The sequence below is a fragment of the Oceanicoccus sp. KOV_DT_Chl genome (assembly GCF_900120175.1).
GTDB lineage: Bacteria > Pseudomonadota > Gammaproteobacteria > Pseudomonadales > Dasaniaceae > Oceanicoccus.
The window spans coordinates 1229087-1249613 of sequence record NZ_FQLF01000002.1 but is presented as its reverse complement, the minus strand read 5'-3'; the positions used below and the strand labels follow the sequence as shown (position 1 = coordinate 1249613).

Sequence of the window (20527 nt, the reverse complement as noted above, 5' to 3'; positions counted from 1 at the left end):
CCCGGCAAACTAAAAAAGCAAAGGCTAAAATCCACCGCTAGTGAGAAGATAATAATCACCCCAACCATGGTCGCCCACCCGATGCTATTCATCATCCTCACAAGCCCATTCCTGGCTATGCTAATTTGGTATCTGCTTTCCAGATTTAAGAAAACCAATAAACAAAAACAGCGCCAGCAATTATTCACTGCGGTAATCACTGATCATTGGCGACAAATACTGATAGACGATTTCCCTCTCTATCAACAACTGCCTGCCGAGCTAAAACAAAAGCTGGAAGGCCATATACAAGTTTTTCTCAGCGAAAAAATTTTTGTCGGTTGTGATGATATGGTCATCACTGATCAGGTTCGGGTGTTGATAGCAGCGCAGGCATGTATATTAATTTTGAATAGACCGACAGATTACTTTCCCGGGTTTGAAACAATTTTGGTATATCCGGAGGTATTTCAATCGCCGGTCACTGAGCGAGAGGGACATGTGGAATCAATTAAAATGTCTTTGCGCTCAGGGGAGTCGTGGCGGCGAGGGCCGATTGTATTGGCCTGGAGCCATGTGCTGAAAGGCGCAAAAAACAGTGCCGATGGTTACAACGTGGTGATGCATGAATTTGCCCACAAGCTGGATGAGCAGGACGCGACTATGGATGGCACGCCGGTGTTAAAGCAGTCAGCACAATACCGTTCATGGGCGCAGGTATTTACGCAGGAGTATACTGCTTTGGGTAAGGATATAATGCGTGGTCATAAACACCTTATTGATGATTATGCTGCGACATCCCCTGCTGAATTTTTTGCAGTGGTGACCGAAACTTTTTTTGAAAAGCCGTTGCGTTTACAAAAAGAGCACCCGGAACTGTATCAGGAACTAAGCGCATTTTATGCAGTGGACCCTTTGCAGTGGGTAAAGAATTAATTGGTAGTGCCTACTTTCTGCCTTGTGTAAGAGCTGATCATTATCAGCCATTTCCAAATAATTAGGAGTAACCATGCCCATCACTGGAGAATGTTTTTGTGGCAGTATTAAATATCAGCTAGAGGGTAGCCTGAAGGATGCGCGATCTTGTCATTGTTCGCGCTGTAGAAAAGCGTTTAGTTCGCAGGCATCATCTTACGCATTGGTCGACGCGGCTGGGTTTTGCTGGTTGCAAGGTGCTGACTTACTCACTAGTTATCAATCCCAGCCTGATTTTGGTTTGCAGTTTTGCAGTCGCTGCGGATCAACACTATGTGGTACCTATAAAGGTGAAGTTCATGGGGTGATGCTGGGGTGTATTGATGGTGACCCTGACATCGACATTGGCTATCACCTGTTTGTAGGTTCTAAAGCCCGTTGGGAAAAATTGCCCACGGGCATTACAGCGTATGAGAATGGATTGCCTTAAGTTTTTGAAACGGTGCCGTTACATACATAACGATAGGTTTTTTTATGCTTGATTTATTGGCTGATTTTGCAGCAGGTGCATTGATGATCAATGCGGTTCCACATCTGGCAGCCGGTATGCGTGGCGAATTATTTCCTTCCCCCTTTGCATCGCCTCCCGGTGTGGGGGATTCCAGCCCCGTGGTGAATGTATGCTGGGGTTGGTGCAATGGGGTTGGGGGCTTGGCTTTATTGGCTTATGCACCGGTGACCATCGGTATCGAATGGTCATTTTTTGCCGCGGCAGCGGGTGCTTTGGTCGGGGTGGTTTGATCGCGTCGCACTTTGAACGGGTGCGTGCTAGCAGAGGTTAATTGTGATTGGGTGGCGTTGGCGTAACTCAATATAGGACATTGTTAGTTGCAATTGCCTGACCAATCCGGAGCCTTAGGGCGAAATTATCCCCTCACTGGCGAGTAATCAAATCAAATTCGGTTTAAACTCTATCTCCCCACTCACTACATGCTTTGAAGACTGTGAATCGACGTGAACAAAGAAGAGCAATCCGGAAAAATTCTGCGATTGCCAAGCAGCAAAAATATTCTGATTTTATAGCGCCCCAATATTGGTCTGTCTGGTTTGGTATGGCGCTAATGTGGCTGGTAACCCGTTTACCCTATGCATTGCAAATGGCTTTAGGCAGCGCTTTGGGTTCCTTGACCTACCGATTAGCAAAATCACGGCGGCATGTCTGTGAAGTGAATATTCGCCTGTGTTTCCCCGAGCTGTCTGCTACCGAACAACAATTGCTGGTGAAGCGAACGTTTAAATCCTATGGGCAGGGGATGTTAGAAACAGCAATGGCCTGGATGCGTCCCAATCAATGGTTTGCCAAGCGAGTCGACTTCAGTGGTTTGGAGCATTTGGCTGCAGCTGCCGAGCGTGGACAAGGCGTATTGTTAGTCGGGGGCATTTTGCCATTCTGGATTTGGCCGGCGCCTTATTAGGTTTAAAAGTGAATTTTGATTTTGTGCATAGACCGCATAACAATATGCTGTTTAATTTATTTATGACCCGCAGTCGTGAAAGTTTTATGGATGATTGTATATCGCATAAAGATGTGCGCAGCATGATGCGCTCCTTAAGAAAAGGGCGGGTGCTGTGGTATGCACCGGATCAGGATTACGGTCCGCAGGATAGTGTGTTTGTGCCCTTTTTTAATATTCCAACGGCGACTATTACCGCGACATCCCGAATTTCGGCGATGGCGAAAGCGGCAGTTATTCCTATTTCATTTGTCCGTGATAGTGGACGTTATAAGGTCACGGTTTATGAGCCGCTGGATATTCCCAGTGGTGATGACGTGCAAGATGCTACACAATTTAATGAATGGGTAGAAAGTATTGCCAAACAGTATCCAGAGCAATACCTGTGGCTACATAAACGTTTTAAAACTCGACCGGAAGGCGAAGCCAAATTGTATTAATTAGCCTCTGCTGCCCTCATTACAATAAAGCAGCAATGGTTGAAATTTAGATGCGCAGGCTTAAAAGAATAATCGCTTTACTCCTACTGGTGATTCTTTTTGTCGCCGGGTTGTATGCCTATTATTTATACGTGCCGGCAGTAACAAAGTCTGGCAACCTAATAATTAATTTCAGGACAGAACTATGAGTGATGTACATCAGTTTGCCCAGTCAGTCATTGAGTGGGGGCGTTGATTTTTTTTCTGATCTTTGTTCTTAGCTTGCTTGCTATTGCTGTTATCTACTTTATTGACGTTACCCAAACCACCCAAACTATCCGTCGAAATTATCCGGTAGTTGGGCGTTTTCGCTATTTCTTTGAGCATATGGGCGAATTTTTTCGCCAGTATTTTTTTGCGATGGATCGCGAAGAGCTGCCTTTTAATCGAGCAGAGCGATCCTGGGTTTATCGTGCGGCAAAGAACGTAGACACCACCATAGCTTTTGGTTCTACTCGCCCCTTGAATCAAAAAGGTGAGGCGATATTTTTGAATAGTCCTTTTCCCGCCTTATCAAAAGATGTGGCCAAGCCGCGTTCTATTACTATTGGTGAAGGCTACTGCGAGCAGCCCTATAGTACGCATTCCATTATTAATGTTTCGGCAATGAGTTTTGGTGCGATATCGCAACCAGCAGTTATAGCCCTATCAAAGGGCGCAAAAGCGGCAGGGATTTGGCTCAATACTGGTGAAGGGGGTTTATCGTCATACCACCTTGAAGGTGGTTGCGATATCGTCTATCAAATTGGCACAGCCAAATACGGGGTGCGCGATGCGGACGGTAATCTCAGTGACGAAAAATTAAAAGCAATAGCCAGTCACGAACAAGTACGTATGTTCGAAATAAAAATGAGCCAGGGGGCGAAGCCGGGCAAAGGCGGTATCTTGCCCGGTGCTAAAGTGACAGAGGAAGTTGCACTTATTCGAGGTATTGCTGTTGGCCATGATTCAATAAGCCCCAATGGCCACGAAGATATTCGTTCCGTTGCCGATCTTTTGGATATGATCGAGAGAGTGCGTAAGGTAACGGGTAAACCGGTAGGTTTCAAAATGGTGGTAGGAGGCATTGAGTTTTTTCAGGATTTGTTTACCGAGATTCATCGTCGCGGTATTGCCAGTGCGCCAGACTTTATAACTTTGGACAGTGCTGATGGTGGCACCGGAGCCGCACCGCAGGCGTTAATGGATTACGTGGGTATGCCATTGAGTGAAAGTTTGCCATTGGTGGTGAATGCATTGCTGAGTTTTGGGTTGCGCGATCGTATTCGCGTTATTGCTGCCGGAAAACTCATTACACCAGGTAAAGTGGCGTTGGCGTTAGCTGTGGGAGCAGATTTTGTAACCACAGCGCGTGGCTTTATGTTTGCGCTAGGCTGTATTCAGGCATTGCAATGCAATAAAAATACTTGTCCTACGGGTATCACCACCCACGATGCTGATTTGCAGCGCGGGTTAGTACCGGCAGATAAAGCATTGCGGGTTGAGCGTTACGCGCAAAAAATTGTTTATGACGTGGGTATGATTGCACATTCCTGCGGGGTATCTGAGCCGAGAAACCTGAAACGTAGCCATGTGCGTATTATCGAATACAGCGGTCACACAATTCCGTTGCTTGACATACATCCAGAGCCAGCGGTGAAAGATGAGTATAATTCTTAGTAAGACCTTCGTTATATTAATAAAGGTGAACAGGATTCATTTGTCGCCGAGTGGATTCATAAATAACCAGAGGCTATAAAATTTATTTAATCTCTGTAGTGTATACGTTAATTAGACAATATTTTTTATTCCTACATATATCCTCTTCTGATCTTTCGCTGGAAATTATGATTTTCAGTTCGAAATTTTTCCCGAATTAAAAATTACATTTGTATGGCACCTGTATTACATATATTTCAGTTCAGTGAAATTACTGTGAAACTTCTTGGATTTAATAACTTGTACACATAATTGTAACTTCCTCAATTTAGTCTCTCCACGTCGCCAAGGATTGGTGTTTGTGCTGCTTGTCCGTGATTCATAAAGGATTCATAAAATCAGCACAAAAAATCAATAAAAGCTTGTTAAAAAATAGGTGCAATTGAGGCTATAGGGACATAGCTTCGGTTCGCTGAGATAGCCAACCCTGTCGCGAGGCAGGTTCGGAAAGCCTAGGGTCTTCATAATAAAAAAGACAGCCGGGTTGCGATAGTAAGGGGCTGGAGAGCTTGTTGTTTAGATATTTTCAAGCCCCACAGTATCCGATTTATGATTTTTATAATCGGTAAATAAATCGAAATTAGGTGTTCCCCCTCGAGAAAGTGGGAGTTACCTGCTGAACTATTAACTAGGACTCTTGGAGAAAAAAATGAAGAAATTATTTGCTTTATCAATGGCTATTGCAGCGGCTAGTAGTGGTGCAAATGCTGCTTTGCAGTTGGGCAGTACTTCTAATAACGAAGCTGGTGAGCTGTTTATCACCATGTGGAACAATGATAATCAAACCTCCTTTGTGCAGGACTTGAACCTGTATGTTTCTGATCTGCTGTACGGCACAGGTGTTATCAGTGATGGACAGACTCTTTCTATTAACCAGACGGCGCTGGATGCGCTAGGAGCTGGTGATATTAAGTGGACAATCAACGGAGCTAACACTGATAAAACAACCAATGAATTTGATCGTGATCTGTTTCCCGCTAATCAGTGGCGTAATAATGCTGGATTATTGTTGACTGCCAACCGGGAAATTACTGCTACAGATGAGGGTCAGATAAATACTAATATTGACAATGCATATCAATCGTTGCAAACCAAACTTAATGCTTCAGATAATTCTATTACTGATGTGTATCAGTTAACAGGTATTGATTTTTTTGGTGAAGCTTCCTGGGGTGAAGGTATGTACGCAATGGCCAACACTTTCAATTTTGACACGGCGGCTGGTGTGAACGATGGCACTATGGATTTTTATGGGCTGCAGTTGTTTGATGATAGGTACGATATGGTTGGTGATGGCACCGGATTTGGTGATGATCTTTGGCATGTTGTCAATTTTGGTTCATGGACTCTGGCTGGTAATGAATTGACCTATAACGCACCTGTAGCGGCCGTTCCTGTTCCTGCTGCGGCTTGGTTGTTCGGTTCTGCGTTATTAGGCCTGGCTGGTATCGGACGCAAGCGCAAAACTCACTCTTAATTTTAATTTCCCGCTTCATTGCTTATCTCACTTTGCTGTGAGCGGGAAAGTTACGCTTAAAAAACACAAGTTCCGTTTTTAAATACATGTTGAGGATAAAGAAATGAAAATTAAATTGTTAACAGCTGCTGTGGCAGCGATTGCAACTAGCCAGGTATTCGCCTTGGCACCTACTGCTTCATATGATCTGGAGGTACGCGTGTCTGGTGCGACTGCGGTTGATAACCAGTTTCAGGCTTATGTAGAAGAGTTGTGTGATCCAGCTACTCTGGATTCATTTTATCAACCATCTGATGTGGCTCGCGGTTTTGGTTGTACCGTACCTGGTGGCAGTGTTGCCGGTATTGCTACTGATCTGGATGTATTGTTCATGAAAAACTCCAGTGGTTCCTCTGCCGGCGTTGCCCCGTTGCCAATAAAACCAGCGTGCCATTTTTAGATCTGTCTACCTGTGTTGTAGGTACAGTTAATGGTGGTACTTACGATTGTACTAATGCCAATGTGAATCTGCAGGCTCAAATTGGTGTTTCCGATGTTGAACCTGAGCTGTTTAAAATTGCGGCTAACGGTTCAAGAAGTTTTGATGGCACGCAATTGACAGTTAATACCGTTAATGCCCAGACCTTTGGTGTAGTGGCATCAATAGGGTTGCGTAACGCTCTGCAGCAAGCTCAGGGACTGACTATTGGCTCTGATGATGTTGCCAATATGCCAACTTTATCTTCAGATATTATTGCTAACTTGTTCGCGGGTAAAATTTCCAGTTGGGACACGCTGGTAGGTAATACGGGTGTGGGAATTGCTACAGCTGCTGGCCAAGGGAATGACGAAGTAAGCGTTTGTTTACGGACCCCTGGTTCAGGTACTCAAGCACAGTTTAACGCTTTCTATATGAAAAATGCTTGTTCCTACCGTGGTGCTGGTAACAAAAACTTTGTAGGTTTCCTCACTGCTGCTGATACTGATGGTATACAAAATGTTTACGACGCACCCTATGATTTGGATGAAATTGCCGATGAAGAGTTGGAGTGTGGCGATGAAGGACAAACTTTAACGGCGGCTGATTTACCTTTCTCTGAAGATGAAAAAGCCTGTTTGGATGATGGTGGCATTGAGCCAGTTGCAGCACCTTGGGTACATTGGGCCAAAGGCTCTTCCGACATGGGTAAGTGTGTAACCGGTCTGGCTTCAAAAGGTTACTGGTCACTCGGTGTGCAGTCGGTAGAAAAAGTAGCTGAAACCAGAACTGACCGTAACCAGTTTAAGTATCTAGCTATTGATGGCGTACTGCCAACATTAGAAAACGTTGCTGCTGGTTTATATAAAAACTGGGCTGCTGCATCAATTCAATGGGAAAGTACGGTTGTAACGGGTCAGAAGCTGGCTTTTGCTGAAGCGTTTGTAAACAAAGCTCGCAGTATTGATTCTGTTAAAGATTTTAACGCTAGTCTGAAAACTTCTGTTGCTTTCCCACAGTTTTATGATGGCGCTTCACCTGCTAACTCGGGTTCATTAGCCTTTGCAGCAGGTGGTTTGGTACCGACTATTCCTTTCGATGCAAACAACCCGGTAATGCCTTTCAACAAAGGTCTAGTGGGTCCAAGTTCTTGTAAGTCTCAAGAACTGGTTGATAAAGTGGATGTTTCTATCAAGTAATAGTTAAGCCTAAGGGGCGGCTCTGTAAGCTGCCCCTTTTTTTATTATCTCCTCTGTAATTTTTAAATAGCCCAATTGCCCCTAAAAATAATTACACCGTTGTGCGAGATCCTGTGAAAGTAAAAGCGATAGCAAAATTTTTTAATGTAGTACGGCCATGGTGCTTGGCTGTATTTTTCTTGTTTGTAGTGAGCACTGCACAAGCATTAACATTTTTAGATATTTTAGAGTTTAGTGTTGAGGGCAATACCTTATTGGAAAAATCAGTTGTCGAGCGCGCCGTGGCGCCGTTTTTAGGTTATACCCGTAAAGTAGATGATGTGGATAACGCTGCCCGCGCTTTGCAAAGTGTGTACCGTAATAAAGGGTATCCCACGGTATTTGTGGAAGTGCCGGAACAGGATGTGGTCAATGGCGTGATTAAGTTAAAGGTGGTTGAAGCCAGAGTGCGGCGTGTCACTGTGGATGGTGCCCAATATTTTTCTATAAAAGAAATTCGGGGAAAAATGCCCTCGGTGGCTGAAGGCAATGTGTTGCATTTACCCTCACTGCAACAAGACCAGCAACAGGTCAATATGGCCAATGCAGATTTGGTGGTAGTGCCGGTGATAAAGCCAGGGCCTGTAGCAAACACGATTGATGTTGATCTAAGTGTAGAGGATTCGTTGCCTGTTCATGGCGGCATCGAACTCACCAATTATCATTCTGCGGGAACGACCTCTGAACGATTGGCTGCGGACATCAGTTATCGAAATTTATGGCAGCAGCATCACGATATGTCTTTGCAGATGCAAATTAGCCCGCAGAATCGCGATGAAGTACAGGTGATCGCCGCGAGTTACTCACTGCCAATGAATGAATTGGGTGCAAAACTGTCGTTTATTGCCATTGATTCTGATTCTGAGGTGGCATCGCTCGATGGCATTAACGTACTTGGTGATGGCTCAATTTTCACCCTGCGCTACAGTCATCCATTTGTTTTGCAACCGACGGCACTACACAGTTTTTCAATCGCCATTGATTATAAGGATTTTATCGAAACCATCGATACCGGCACTGGTTCAACGCTGGAAACTCCGATTGATTATTTGTCGTGGTCTGGCGGATACGACATGTTTACCCGCGATGATTTTATTAAAGATATTTTGTCATTAAATTTTGTGCTGGGTATTCGTGGCGTAGTTAATAGTGAAGAAGAGTTTGGTGAGAAACGCTCGCAGGCACTCTCTAATTTTTTATTGTGGAAATTCGACTGGCAGCGTAGCTATTTGTTTACCGATGGCTGGGAAGTCAGTCACCAAATACGCGCACAATTAGCCGATTCAGCTCTAGTGAGTAATGAACAATTTGGTGCCGGTGGGATAAATACTGTTAGAGGATATTATGAATCTCAAATTCAGGGTGACTACGGCGCGGTATTTAATCTTGAGCTGAAAACACCCGATTTATTGCAGGAAAGCACATGGTTTGAAGCCACCCGTGTCGGCGTTTTTTATGATTCGGCCTATGCCAGATTGAAGTCACCACTACCGGATCAGGATGATGAATTCATTATCAGCAGTTATGGTTTATCACTGCGTACGCAGCTGTTTAATGCATTAAAAATAAAGGTAGATAGTGGCGTGGCGATTAAAGCGGAAGGTGATGTTGAAAAAAATAATGCAATGACCCGGGCCAGTATAAGGTTGATTTTTTAGCCAATACTTTTTAATGAATAATGTCTTTAGCGATAAATGGTTGATGGTTTGAGTGAGCAATGAAAAATAACATAAGAGATATGTCATTAATTATCCGTCGCGTTGTCGTAACTGGTTTGTGCAGCCAGTTGGCTGTGTCGTTGCCGCTGATAGCGCAATCATTACCCAGCCCGGTTGACCGTTGGGCCAAGGCCAGTGGTAGTTATATCAGTACCGTTAATAATAGTGCGCTGGATAATTTTATTAAAAACGAGTTGCCGCAACTGAAAGCAGATGGGGTGGTGTCAGGTGATGCTTATCTTGAGAAAACGGAAAATGGCAATACGCTGGTCATTAATCAAGGTTCTGTGCGGGTATTACTGGATTGGGACAGTTTTAATATTGGTGCGGAGAATAGCGTTCAATTTGTGCAGCCAGCTAATAGTGCGCTGGCCGTAAATCGTATTGATCAGCAATCTCCAAGCGTCATACTCGGCAAGCTGGAAGCCAATGGTGCGCTCTGGTTGCTTAATAAAAATGGTATTTTGTTTGGTAACGGCGCACAGGTGAATAGCAGTGCATTGATTGCGGCCGCTATGGACTATAACGGTTTAGAGTTGGATAAAAACCTCACGGCTGCAGATGTGGAGAATTTTCAAACCGGTAATTTGTTTGATGCTATTGATAGCGGTATTGATAATGGCACCGGTACTTCGGCTTTTTTAATCCGTGCGCAAGATTATATTGAGGGTAGCAATGAGATACCTCAGGTGGCATTAGCCGCCGGTGCCAGCATTAAAACGCAGCATGGCGGTACGGTATTGTTGGCGGCACCTGAAGTTGTCAATGAAGGCAGTATTGCTGCAGATGGTGGCCAGATTGTATTGGCGGGGACAAAAAAGGATTTATATCTGGCACTAACCAATCCGGGCGATAAAAAAATGCGCGGATATATTGTTGAAGTCAATTCCGGTGACACAGCTGTGGTTGCTGTCGATGTGGCGCTAGCGGGTGAACCGGAAAAAATTGAACAATTTACAGTGACACGTGGTACCGGTGAGGTCATGGTTACCGGCTCCAATGGCCATCAAGTGACAGTCTCTGCGCCAGAAAAAGGGGGGGTTATTAATGCCGGTACCTTGCAGGCTAATCTGGGCAATATTACTTTAGTTGCAAAAGATATAGTACAGGCCGGTGCTATGCAAAGTAGCACCGCTGTGGATATCAACGGCAGTATTCGCTTATTGGCCAGAGATGGTGCTCAGGTCACGAATAGCAGTAGTCAGGTGGCCAATCGATTATTTTTGAATGCGGAAACGTTACCAGAAAAAGTTCCTGTTGGCAGGGATACCGGTCAGATATTTTTTAAACCGGGCAGTAGCACTCGTATAGATATTGCCAACAATGGTCTGTCTGTTGATGGTGATAATGTGCAAACGGCTAATGGCAGTTTAGCGCAACAACAATCCCAAATTGTTATACAAGGCGACCAGATCGTTATGGAATCTGGTGCGTCAATTGTTGCGCCGTCAGCACAAGTAACGATTGAGGCACGAGATAATGCCGCGTTGGTATTTGCCGATGATGCCACCAATTTTGATGGTAGTTCCCAATTTATTATGGAACAAGGGGCTGTGATTGATGTATCAGGCACCACTGATACCGTGGTGGCTGCTGAGCGCGATAGCATAGAAGTGTTTGTCACGTCTGACGAACTTAAAGATTCGCCCGAATTAAAAGGCGGCGAATTATTGCGGGCAACCCTGTATGTCGATGCACTGAAAGGCACAGAATTATTTGATATTGATCCTTTCCTTAAAGGCATAGAAAAAACGGCGAGTGAACGCAATGCCGCGGGTGGCAGTGTTGATATTTTAGCGACCGGTGGCGTGAAGTTGGCTGCAGATGCAGTCATTGATGTTTCGGGGGAATTATTCAGCACCAGCAGGGTGTGATCAGAAGCAGTTTGTTGATGGCCAGTAATGGACTGGTGGATATTTCTGATGCCGATGCCAGTGATCCAAAGTTACAGTCATTTGGTCATGGTTCTGCTGTCACTGATAACACTGCTATCCATAATAAATGGGGCGATAGTGAAAGTTTTCGGCCAGGGCCGGGAGCTGTTCGCAGTTATAGTCGCGAAGCGTATATTGAAGGTGTCGATGCCGGTGATATTGCTATTCGCTCCGCCAGTATTACTGTTGACCCCTCAGCGCAGTTGTTAGCGAATGCGGTTGCAGGGCCTTATCAAAATACTGAAGTGTTGCGGGTAAAAGGTGGCAGTATTGACCTTGATATGGGGCAGGCGGTTTCGGCTATTACTATTCTAGCCGAGCGAGCAGCAGCTGATGTAGCCGACAACTTAGTCACCCAACCTTTAACGCTATTGGTGGAGCAATTACAACAATCCGGTGCCGCCGAAATTAGTTTGCGCAGCAATGGTGATATCAGAATTGAGGAAAATGTAAAACTAAGCTTGGCAGACCAGACCCGTTTAGCTTTGCGCGGTGCCAATATCGAGTTGGCCGGCGATATCGCTATTGCTGGTGGCGAGGTGGTGTTAGCACAGGGTGAATTCGATACCGTTGGCAGTCTGGTGCTAAGCGGTAATATCAATGTTAATGGAAGCTGGACTAATGACTTGCCCAGTGAAGGCAATGTGGGAGCTATTGCGCCGACTGTTGCCGCCGTTGATGGCGGTGTTATTGCCTTGCAAAGTGGTATTGGTAGTCATCTGGAAATAAGTGATGAGGTTGTATTGCAGGCTAATGCCGGCGCCTGGCGTAACACTAACGGCAAGACCACCATCGGTGATGCCGGCAAAATAAATATTGCGATTGCTGAACAAGGCAGCATGGCATTAGCGGGTTCCTATCAGGCGCTGGATGCAGCAAATGGTGGTGAGCTGGCAATAACCGCCAGCAATGTCACTATTACCGGTAACGATGCGCGGGCACAAAATCAGCCATTCATTACTGAAAATCTGGTGGTCAGCGATCGTTTTTTTAATAATACCGAAGTCGGTTCATTCAGCTTTACCGCTCTGGGTGGCGATGCATCGATAACTCAAAATGCGCAAATTGATCTTGCCCATAAACAGTTGCAGTTATCGGCAGGGGCAGAGGCATTGCTAACAGGTGCTGATCACGAGCGAGTATTTGATGCGGTGAATTTACCTGCCTATCTGCAAGCGCCTGGCAGCTTATCATTAAATGCAAAAATTTCGTTGGAAGAACAAATACAAGCTGGTAACGGCAATTTGGTGATGGCGCCCTATACCCGGATTGTAGGACCAGCAGGCTCTGAAGTGATTTTCAATGCCAACAACAGCTTATGGATAAATGGTAGCGTTGATATTACTGGCGGCTTATTAGATGCCACTTTACATTATTTTAAAACCAGTAGTGCCAGTTCCCGGCAAAGTAATTATTTGGTTGTGGGTAATAATGCGCGCATTAATTTAGCGGCTAACTCGGTAACTGCGCCTATCGTATCCACCTTGGCAGATATTGCGTACTACGATGCCGGGGTTGTCAATTTAAATGCAAACTATGGTTCGGTGGTGACTCTTGCCGGTTCAAACATCGATCTGTCCGGCACCGTTGCTGAACATAATTTGTTAACCGGGCAGATAAGAAATACGGCGCAGTCTCTCGGTGCCGGCAGTCTGGCCATTGAAGCAGAAAAAGGCTTATTGCTCGCCGGTACGGTAAATTTTGGCAGCGGAAAATATAAGGGAGGAAACATTGCGCTTAGTCTGAACCCGGATCAGGCAGCGAATGGGTTTTCCCGTGAACAAAATTCAGATGCGCCGGCAGTTAATTTTTTAGTGGGGAGTGATATTGATGATGATGTGCTCTCTATCATTGATAATTTTTCTGTGGGTAATTTACTCAGCGAAGCAGTGATTGGTGTGGGCTGGTTCAATTCAGCATTATTTAAAGGTGACAGCGGCAATAATATCAACGCATTGACGGTCAATATAAATAACACAACGCCGGCCAATGATGGTGGCGCTACTGTTAAATTAAATCGTGTTGCCGTATTGGGCGATTTAAATCTAAACGCCAGCGGTACGATTACTCTGGATACTCCCTGGCTGGATCTTACTAATGGTCATCTTTCAGTCAATGCAGCGCGGGTGGCATTGGGTGAAAATAATACGGACGTTGTCGCTCAATATCAGCCGCTAACCGCCAGCGGGGATTTACCCGTTAATCAAAGCCAGATTGGTGCCGGAGCCGGCAGTTTTAATGTAGTGTCTGAAACGGTAGATTTGCAAGGCAATCTCACCATCAGTGGCGCTGCATCAAGCCGCATTGCTGCGTCATCAGCGGTAAGAATTTTACCGTTACGAACACAAGATTTTGACGCTATTGGCTATAGTGAAAAAATTGATCAGGCGAAACTAACCAGTTTTGGCCAGTTAACATTTCGAACCCCTTTGCTATGGAGCACAAGCGCAGCTGAGTACCAAATTGATGTATTGGGTGACAATGGCGTACTGAATATCAACCGCTATTTTGATGTTGAAAATAATCGTTATTTCACCAATGACAGCACGCTGCTTTCGGCTGGTTCCGCATTGGCGTTTACCGCCAATACTATTTCTGTGGACACTACAATCTCAGCGCCGCAGGGGCAGTTAACCTTTTCTGCCAATGACACCTTATTGCTGCAATCGCACAGCGAACTTTCAGTGGCGTTGGAAACCGATACACCCTTCGGCAGAATTATTGGCGAGGATGTAGTGTGGGTGTATCCCGTTGGCGGCAGTTCACCACTAATCATTGATCAACTAAAAGAGAAAAAAATAACGTTGGAAGCACAGGATATTGTTGCGCAACAAGGCAGTGTGCAAAACTTATCCGGCGGTGGTTCAGTGTATGGTCGCGAGTTTGTTGCCGGACTGGGTGGCTCTACCGATGTGTTGTCACAGCAAAGCGTTAGCAATGCTTTTGTTTTATTACCTGGCCAGCAAGGCGCTGCCGCAGCCTATGACTTGCTGGAGTTCAGTGGTAGTGAAATTCCTTTTGGCCAGCAGTTTGAAGTGGTTGGCTCCGGTCAACTTGCTGACGGAGTGTATACAGTACTGCCGGCAAATTATGCACTGGTGCCCGGTGCAATATTGGTAGAACCATCGAGCCAGGATATTGCGCTTATCGCTCCAGGCTATCGCTCATCAACTTTATACGGCGCTGAACTTATCAGTGGACGTTTTGTTGATGTGGGGGAAAGCAGTATTGGCGGTTGGCAGGCATTTAGTTTGCAACCTGGGCAGCAGGTGCTGCAACGAGCAAATTATCAAATAACAGCGGCCAATAATTATTTTATAGATAGCCAACCGGGGACTCTGCCTGCCGATAACGGCCGCTTATTAATCGATGTAGGTAATAGTCTGGACTTTTCCGGACAGTTACGGAGCGATACGGATTCAGATATTGGCGTCAGTCTGGATATCGTTTCCATCGGTAATGTCGTCATTGGTCGTGATGCGGTGGCCAATAGCGTGTTGATTGATCCAGCTATTTTTAGTCGCAGCGGTGCGGATTCCATTTTGGTCGGTGCAGAAAGAGTATGGCAAGACGGATCCTGGTCCTACAGCGCTACAGTGGATGCCATAGCTGTTAATGACGTAGCACTTAATTCACAGGAGTTATTACTCACCGCTAAAGACCAGCTTAGCATTCATAATTCCCAGCTCGATAACACCGCAGCCGCCAATTTTTCTGGTAACAGCTGGACCAGTGATAGTGGTGTGACATTGTTAACGTCGACCGCTGCAGGCAGTGGTTTATTAAACGCAGATAGTAGTTCGCCCAGTGGTGATTTACTGATTGATGAAAACAGCCGCATTAAAGCCGCCGGTACTTTAAGTATCAGTTATAACGGTAAAGATCAGCTGCGCGGTCTGGATATCAGTGGTGGTAACTTACAGCTACTGAGTGATAATTTGAGTATTGGTGAGGGCGGTAGTGTTAATGGCAGCTTGTTGGAAATGGCTGCGGCGGTGGAAATTTATGCACAGAAGGGTGTGCAGTTTATTTCAGATCTCAGTGCCGACTTAACTGACTTGTTCATTGCAACCGGTAGTTTGAAGGTTGCGGATAATCGTTCCGTGACCATTCGCTCAGCGAATACGGTTACCTTGCAGGGTGTTGGTGAAGAAGCGGCGACAGGTGTGACTAACGGCACGTTGAATATTTTTGCCCCGGTGATTCGCATGCTTGGTGGTGAGTCGAGTCGTCAATATTTCTCGGTGGATGCCAGCGAAGTTACCTTGCAAGCCAATGAATTATTGTCGGTGGCTGGTGAGTTGAACTTTAATAGTCGTGATGATCTGGCGATCAATACCCGTATAGTCAACGCTGAAGATAGCGCGGAATTAGAACTAATAGTCGGTGGCGATTTAACGCTGGCTGCTCTGGATACAGCTAACCCGACGGCGACGACGAATGCAGCCGGTGCCAGTTTTTACTTTCAAGCAAACACTGTGGCGATTGATACTGCCATAGCGGCACCGAGTGGTTTGATTGATATCGCTGCAGTAGCCGGTGATATCGCATTGGGTGCTAATAGTCTGCTGGATGTTTCGCCGCACGCACTGATCTTGCCAAACGGTAGTGTTCAATCTGGGCCGGGGGGAATGGTCAATGCGCGAGCTGCTGGTGATATTCGCGTTAGCGATGTCAACAGCTTTCATTTTGGCAGTGATAGCGATGATGGCGGTTTGTTGTCTCTGCGCAGTCGCGGTGTGCTTGATCTGGGAGGTAATGCTGAGCAATTGGCCAACACCGCCAGTGCTATCGATTTAACTATTGAAGCGAGTGCTCTGGCGCAGGCAGAGCAATGGAATACCTTACTGGCAATAAATAAGGCCGGTTATAACGGTGATCTAGCACTGGTATTTACTGATCCCGACCAAGCGCTAACGCTGGCAACCGGGCAACAGTTGCAGGCAAAAAATTTACAGTTGATGACTGCTGCCGGATTAAATATTGCCGGTGATATTGCGGTTACGGCGGCGACGACGGCGGTGGTATTAGCCGGTGAACAAGGCGTTAATCTAACTGACAATGCAACACTTTCAGTTAGCTCGGCGGAAGCGGAACGGCCGGTAGATTTAAGATTACAGGCCACGGCGAGCGGCGTGATGGTGAACGAAGCTGCCACCGTTAATACCGACGGTAAATTAGTGGTGGTGAAAGCAGCAGCAGATACCAACACTGCTATTACCTTGGGAGCAGAAGATGCTCTTGGCAGTAATGCCATCGATGTTTACGCCTATACCAGTGTTGCCGATAGTGCGATCGATCAAGCCGATATGGATAGTTACGGCGCGCAAGCGATTGCTGCCGCAGCTACCACGGTTTTTGCTATCGATAGTATTTACAATGTCAGCGTAAAACCCTGGCTGGATATTGTGTCCGCTACGGATTTAACCCTTAGCGATAACGTCGCCAAAGAAAACCCACTGCTTGAAAATCAAATCAATCTGAGTGCACTAAGAACGGCGGAGGGTGATGCCGGTTGGTTGTCACTGCGTGCAGCGGGTGATATTCAATTAGCAGCGGGTTTAACCGATGGTGTCGATTATGTGAAGAACCCTGTCTACGGCGCTACAGCCTTAGCCATGGTGGATGATTCCTGGAGCATGTCTCTGGTGGCTGGTGCTAATAGTGGTCATCAGTTAATGCGCACTGAAGTGCTCAGCGGCGGTGATCTGGTATTAGCCGATAAAAGTTTTATTCGCACAGGCACAGGTGATATAGCGCTGAGTGCATCGGGTGATTTGGTATTAGCAAATGGCGCAGCGATTTATACCATTGGTAAAACAAATTATCAGGTCAATACCTCCGGTTCCTGGGAAGAGGTTGACGGTACTGATGCAACTAAAGCTGCGCTACCGTCCACGGGTTTATCTGCCAAGGTTACTGAAGATTTACTCGCCTATCGCTTTGCTGCAGAGTTAATGGGTACTTTTTCCGGCTTTACTTTTAATGCTGGTGATGTCGATATTCGAGCCGATGGCAAACTGGACAATGCCGGGGATTTACAAACACCAAATTCATTTACTTTGGTGGTGGCTAATAGCGGTAAGATAGATGGCGGCGGGTTTGAGCCGCTTAATGAGCGCTACGATCTGGATATGCGTGCCTGGGGTTTTAGCATTCGTGAAATCGAAGGCGGCATTCATTCCATTGGTGGTGGCAATGTTTCGGTTCATAGCGGTGGCGATATTGTTAATGCCAGCTTTTCAACGCCTGGTGCTGCCGACGGTTTGTATCCTGATCTGGTTGCCGCTACTGATTTAATTCGCTATCCCGGCGGCAACCTGTCCGTCACCAGCTTAGGTGATATTAGCCGTACTACGGTATCCAGTGATGGCGGCGAAATTAATGTGCGGGCAGCAGGGGATATTGCTGGCGTAGTGAATCAGTTAGGCAGTTTATTGATTACCGGCTCAAACTTTGATGCCAGGGTAATTACTGGTGGTGACCTGGTTTTTGATGGTGCCAATAACAGTATGATGATGGCGCGTTTAAGTGGTAATGGCGAATTTAATAGCTATGCCAGCGACGCAGATAAGCGTGCTACGCAAAAAATCAGATTTAATAGTTTCGAAAAAGAGGGCCTAAGCCATCAACAAATAGGCGGCTATTTTTATGATGACTATGCTAACAGTGCTATTACTTTAACCAGTATTGGCGGCGATTTAACGGTTACCGCTAATACCGACAGTGTGCGTGCGTTGATGGCCGCTGATGTAGCGGGTAGCAGTTTTGACAGCACTGCGGCAACTTACAGTGTCTTGCCCTCACAGCTCAAATTTTCTGCTTTGGCTGGTGATGTGTTATTGGGTGATTCGTTAACTCTCTTTCCTGATAGTGATGCATCATTGGAAATCATCGCTGCTAATAATATCGCCACTATCAATTACAATAATGCTTTGGCGGATAGAACCACTACAACTTTATTTCTCTATATTCCCGATTTACTGGCGAACACTATTAGTCCATCGATCAATAACTATATTGATTTCAGACGAGCAACAACACCATCAGAGTTTTTTAAAAATTTATTCTACTCTCTTGGGGGCGGGGAAACCGAGCAGAAGTTTCACAGCGCCCAATTGATTAATCGATCTCAGGTTGATCCAGTGAGCATTTATGCGTTGAACGGTGATGTTGGCGATGCTGAACGTACGGTAAGCCTGGTCTCGCCGCTGGCAGTAGATGCTTATGCTGGCGCGGATATTTTGAATTTAGATATGAAAATTCAGCATGGCTCATCTAACGATGTGTCTTTGGTGCGGGCAGGCGGTAGCATTATTTACCCAGCCCGATTGCAGCCAGGGACTGCCAAATTGGTGAAAGATATTGTCGGTATTGAGCTCGCTGGTGGCGGCGATTTATTGGTGATGGCAGGGGATTCCATAGAGTTGGGTGCATCCAACGGTATTGCCAGTATTGGCAATTTGAACAATCCGACCGCCTTGCCGGATAAAGGGGCCGATTTACATATTTATGCCGGAGTCGATCAGATTTTATCAGCCGATGCGGCATTAGGTAATGGTATTGATGCGGATGCCCAAATTGCGGGTTTATCAATTGGCACGCTAAGTAGTAGTGAGTGGTTAAGTGAGGCCAGTGTGGATGCCACCGACATTTTTAGTCGCGCCTTGATTAGCGTAGTGACGAAGGTAACTGGAGATAAGCCAGAGGATGTCGGCGCCGCCATGAGCGCGTGGCAACAGTTGGCAGAAATTGATCAGTTGCGCATAGCTACCCAGGTGCTACGTGATGTCATCCTCAGTGATCCGGCCAATGTGGTGGCAAAAGGCCAATATTTATTTGCCGAAGTGGAGGTCGGACAAGAAGGATTTACTTCTCAAGATGAACGCACGGCAGCATTCAATCAGTATTGGGATGCGGTCGCCAATGTTACTGGCCTGGCGTATTTGCTCGACAAAAATCCCACCGCGATTACCGGCTTGTCATTGAATGATGGCGCAAGCGTTTCGGCGTTTAATCATTTACCAATTGCCGAGCAGTTACAAGCAGCATTGACTGCCACCCGGCAACTCGATGCGCCGCAGCAACTTTTTATTGCCGAGGCGATTGTCAATGAACAAATCGCCCAGAGCAGTATCGAGGCAACAGCGGCAAGTGAATTGCAGCTGGTCAATTTCGAGCGTGCCTACGTTGCGTTGCAGCGTTTATATGGTGAAAAATTTGCTTACACCTTGCAGGAAATGCAAACCAAAACGGCTGCATTATTAGACGCCGGTCAAACCGAATTTGAATTGGTATTGGGCAATCGCAATCGCACGCCTTTGCAATCATTTGAACAGGTGGTGGCTGCCTGGTCAGTAGATTCAGGTGATGATTTTACTATTGCCGCAGAAAGCCCTGTGAGCAGCGGTGATATCACTATGGAATTTTCGGCGCTGCGTAGTCAGGCCGGCGGTGATCTGAATATTTACACGCCCTTTGGTGATGTCGATGTTGGTTTGGCTGCTGCCCAGTTGGCACAACTGTCGTTAGATAAAAGCTCGGATACGCTCGGTATCCTTTCTTTTGCCGGTGGCGATATCAATACCGTTGCCGGTGGCAATATTAATATCAATGAATCCCGAGTATTTAATCTGGGCGGTGGTGAAGCTCGCTTGATGTCGGCGTTTGCCAATATTGACGCTGGTCGTGGCTCCAGTACGGCAGTAGTTACGCCGCCTCCGGTATTCAGTATCGATCCCAATACCGGCGCGATCGGGGTGAGCAATAATCCACCGACCTCGGGTAGTGGTATTCGCACTGCCACCAATGCCGCAGTGTATTTAACCACGCCGATGGGCATCGTTGATGCGGGTGAAGCCGGTATTGATGCCGGTGGTGATTTATTTATCGCCGCCGGGGAGGTCGTCGGCGCTGACCGGATCAGTGTGGGTGGCGTATCAGTGGGTGTGCCGACAAGCGTTCCCGTTAGTATCGCCAGTGTCGATGCTGCGGGTTCGGCTACGGGGGCAACCAGTGCCGCCCAAAGTGATGCCGGAGAACAAGGTGCAAGCACCGCACAAGCAACGGCTTTTGTGTATATCACTTTATTGGAAACCGGCACTGATCGATAAACGCA

Annotated in this window: 11 protein-coding genes, 1 pseudogene and 1 riboswitch; all 12 genes and pseudogenes read left to right on the top strand. The window is 46.3% G+C overall.

The window, feature by feature from the left end:
* Nucleotides 1–117: 117 nt before the first annotated feature.
* The 12 genes and pseudogenes from UNITIG_RS09595 (at nucleotide 118) to UNITIG_RS09545 (ending at nucleotide 20522) form a co-directional block, all read left to right on the top strand.
* Entirely contained in the window at nucleotides 118–915 is a 798-nt protein-coding gene (locus UNITIG_RS09595; RefSeq protein ID WP_200821254.1) for a zinc-dependent peptidase, read from the top strand.
* A 73-nt stretch (nucleotides 916–988) separates the two neighbouring features.
* Nucleotides 989–1384: a GFA family protein gene (locus UNITIG_RS09590; RefSeq protein WP_101758180.1), complete on the top strand. Its 396-nt coding sequence runs from the start codon at nucleotides 989–991 to the stop codon at nucleotides 1382–1384.
* 44 nt (nucleotides 1385–1428) lie between these two features.
* On the top strand, nucleotides 1429–1695 hold the full coding sequence (locus UNITIG_RS09585) for a hypothetical protein (protein WP_101758179.1): 267 nt from the start codon (nucleotides 1429–1431) through the stop codon (nucleotides 1693–1695).
* Between the two features lie 311 nt (nucleotides 1696–2006).
* A pseudogene (gene lpxL, locus UNITIG_RS25550) lies at nucleotides 2007–2848 on the top strand (LpxL/LpxP family Kdo(2)-lipid IV(A) lauroyl/palmitoleoyl acyltransferase).
* A 222-nt stretch (nucleotides 2849–3070) separates the two neighbouring features.
* Nucleotides 3071–4546 carry an FMN-binding glutamate synthase family protein gene (locus tag UNITIG_RS09575; RefSeq protein WP_200821251.1) on the top strand — a complete coding sequence of 492 codons (1476 nt, stop codon included), beginning with the start codon at nucleotides 3071–3073 and terminating at the stop codon, nucleotides 4544–4546.
* A 195-nt stretch (nucleotides 4547–4741) separates the two neighbouring features.
* Complete coding sequence (locus UNITIG_RS25545; protein ID WP_369809188.1) at nucleotides 4742–4837, top strand: hypothetical protein; 96 nt, start codon at nucleotides 4742–4744, stop codon at nucleotides 4835–4837.
* Between the two features lie 158 nt (nucleotides 4838–4995).
* Nucleotides 4996–5077, top strand: a riboswitch (cyclic di-GMP riboswitch).
* Nucleotides 5078–5234: 157 nt separating this feature from the next.
* Entirely contained in the window at nucleotides 5235–6062 is an 828-nt protein-coding gene (locus UNITIG_RS23535; RefSeq protein WP_200821250.1) for a VPLPA-CTERM sorting domain-containing protein, read from the top strand.
* 103 nt (nucleotides 6063–6165) lie between these two features.
* The gene (locus tag UNITIG_RS09565) at nucleotides 6166–6501 is read left to right on the top strand and encodes a hypothetical protein (RefSeq protein WP_101758178.1); all 336 of its coding nucleotides are present in this window, start codon (nucleotides 6166–6168) and stop codon (nucleotides 6499–6501) included.
* Nucleotides 6489–7718, top strand: a complete 1230-nt coding sequence (locus tag UNITIG_RS09560; protein ID WP_101758177.1) for a hypothetical protein — start codon at nucleotides 6489–6491, stop codon at nucleotides 7716–7718. Before UNITIG_RS09565 ends, UNITIG_RS09560 begins: the two co-directional genes overlap by 13 nt.
* Before the next feature lie 113 nt (nucleotides 7719–7831).
* Entirely contained in the window at nucleotides 7832–9415 is a 1584-nt protein-coding gene (locus UNITIG_RS09555; RefSeq protein WP_159931133.1) for a ShlB/FhaC/HecB family hemolysin secretion/activation protein, read from the top strand.
* Between the two features lie 59 nt (nucleotides 9416–9474).
* On the top strand, nucleotides 9475–11349 hold the full coding sequence (locus tag UNITIG_RS09550) for a filamentous hemagglutinin N-terminal domain-containing protein (protein WP_101758175.1): 1875 nt from the start codon (nucleotides 9475–9477) through the stop codon (nucleotides 11347–11349).
* A 17-nt stretch (nucleotides 11350–11366) separates the two neighbouring features.
* Nucleotides 11367–20522: a filamentous haemagglutinin family protein gene (locus UNITIG_RS09545; protein ID WP_101758174.1), complete on the top strand. Its 9156-nt coding sequence runs from the start codon at nucleotides 11367–11369 to the stop codon at nucleotides 20520–20522.
* Nucleotides 20523–20527: the final 5 nt, after the last annotated feature.

Coding starts and splice junctions, on each gene's coding strand:
- UNITIG_RS09595 (WP_200821254.1), top strand. CDS start 118: ATGCTAATTTGGTATCTGCTTTCCAGATTTAAGAAAACCAATAAACAA.
- UNITIG_RS23535 (WP_200821250.1), top strand. CDS start 5,235: ATGAAGAAATTATTTGCTTTATCAATGGCTATTGCAGCGGCTAGTAGT.
- UNITIG_RS09565 (WP_101758178.1), top strand. CDS start 6,166: ATGAAAATTAAATTGTTAACAGCTGCTGTGGCAGCGATTGCAACTAGC.
- UNITIG_RS09590 (WP_101758180.1), top strand. CDS start 989: ATGCCCATCACTGGAGAATGTTTTTGTGGCAGTATTAAATATCAGCTA.
- UNITIG_RS09585 (WP_101758179.1), top strand. CDS start 1,429: ATGCTTGATTTATTGGCTGATTTTGCAGCAGGTGCATTGATGATCAAT.
- UNITIG_RS09550 (WP_101758175.1), top strand. CDS start 9,475: ATGAAAAATAACATAAGAGATATGTCATTAATTATCCGTCGCGTTGTC.
- UNITIG_RS09545 (WP_101758174.1), top strand. CDS start 11,367: ATGGCCAGTAATGGACTGGTGGATATTTCTGATGCCGATGCCAGTGAT.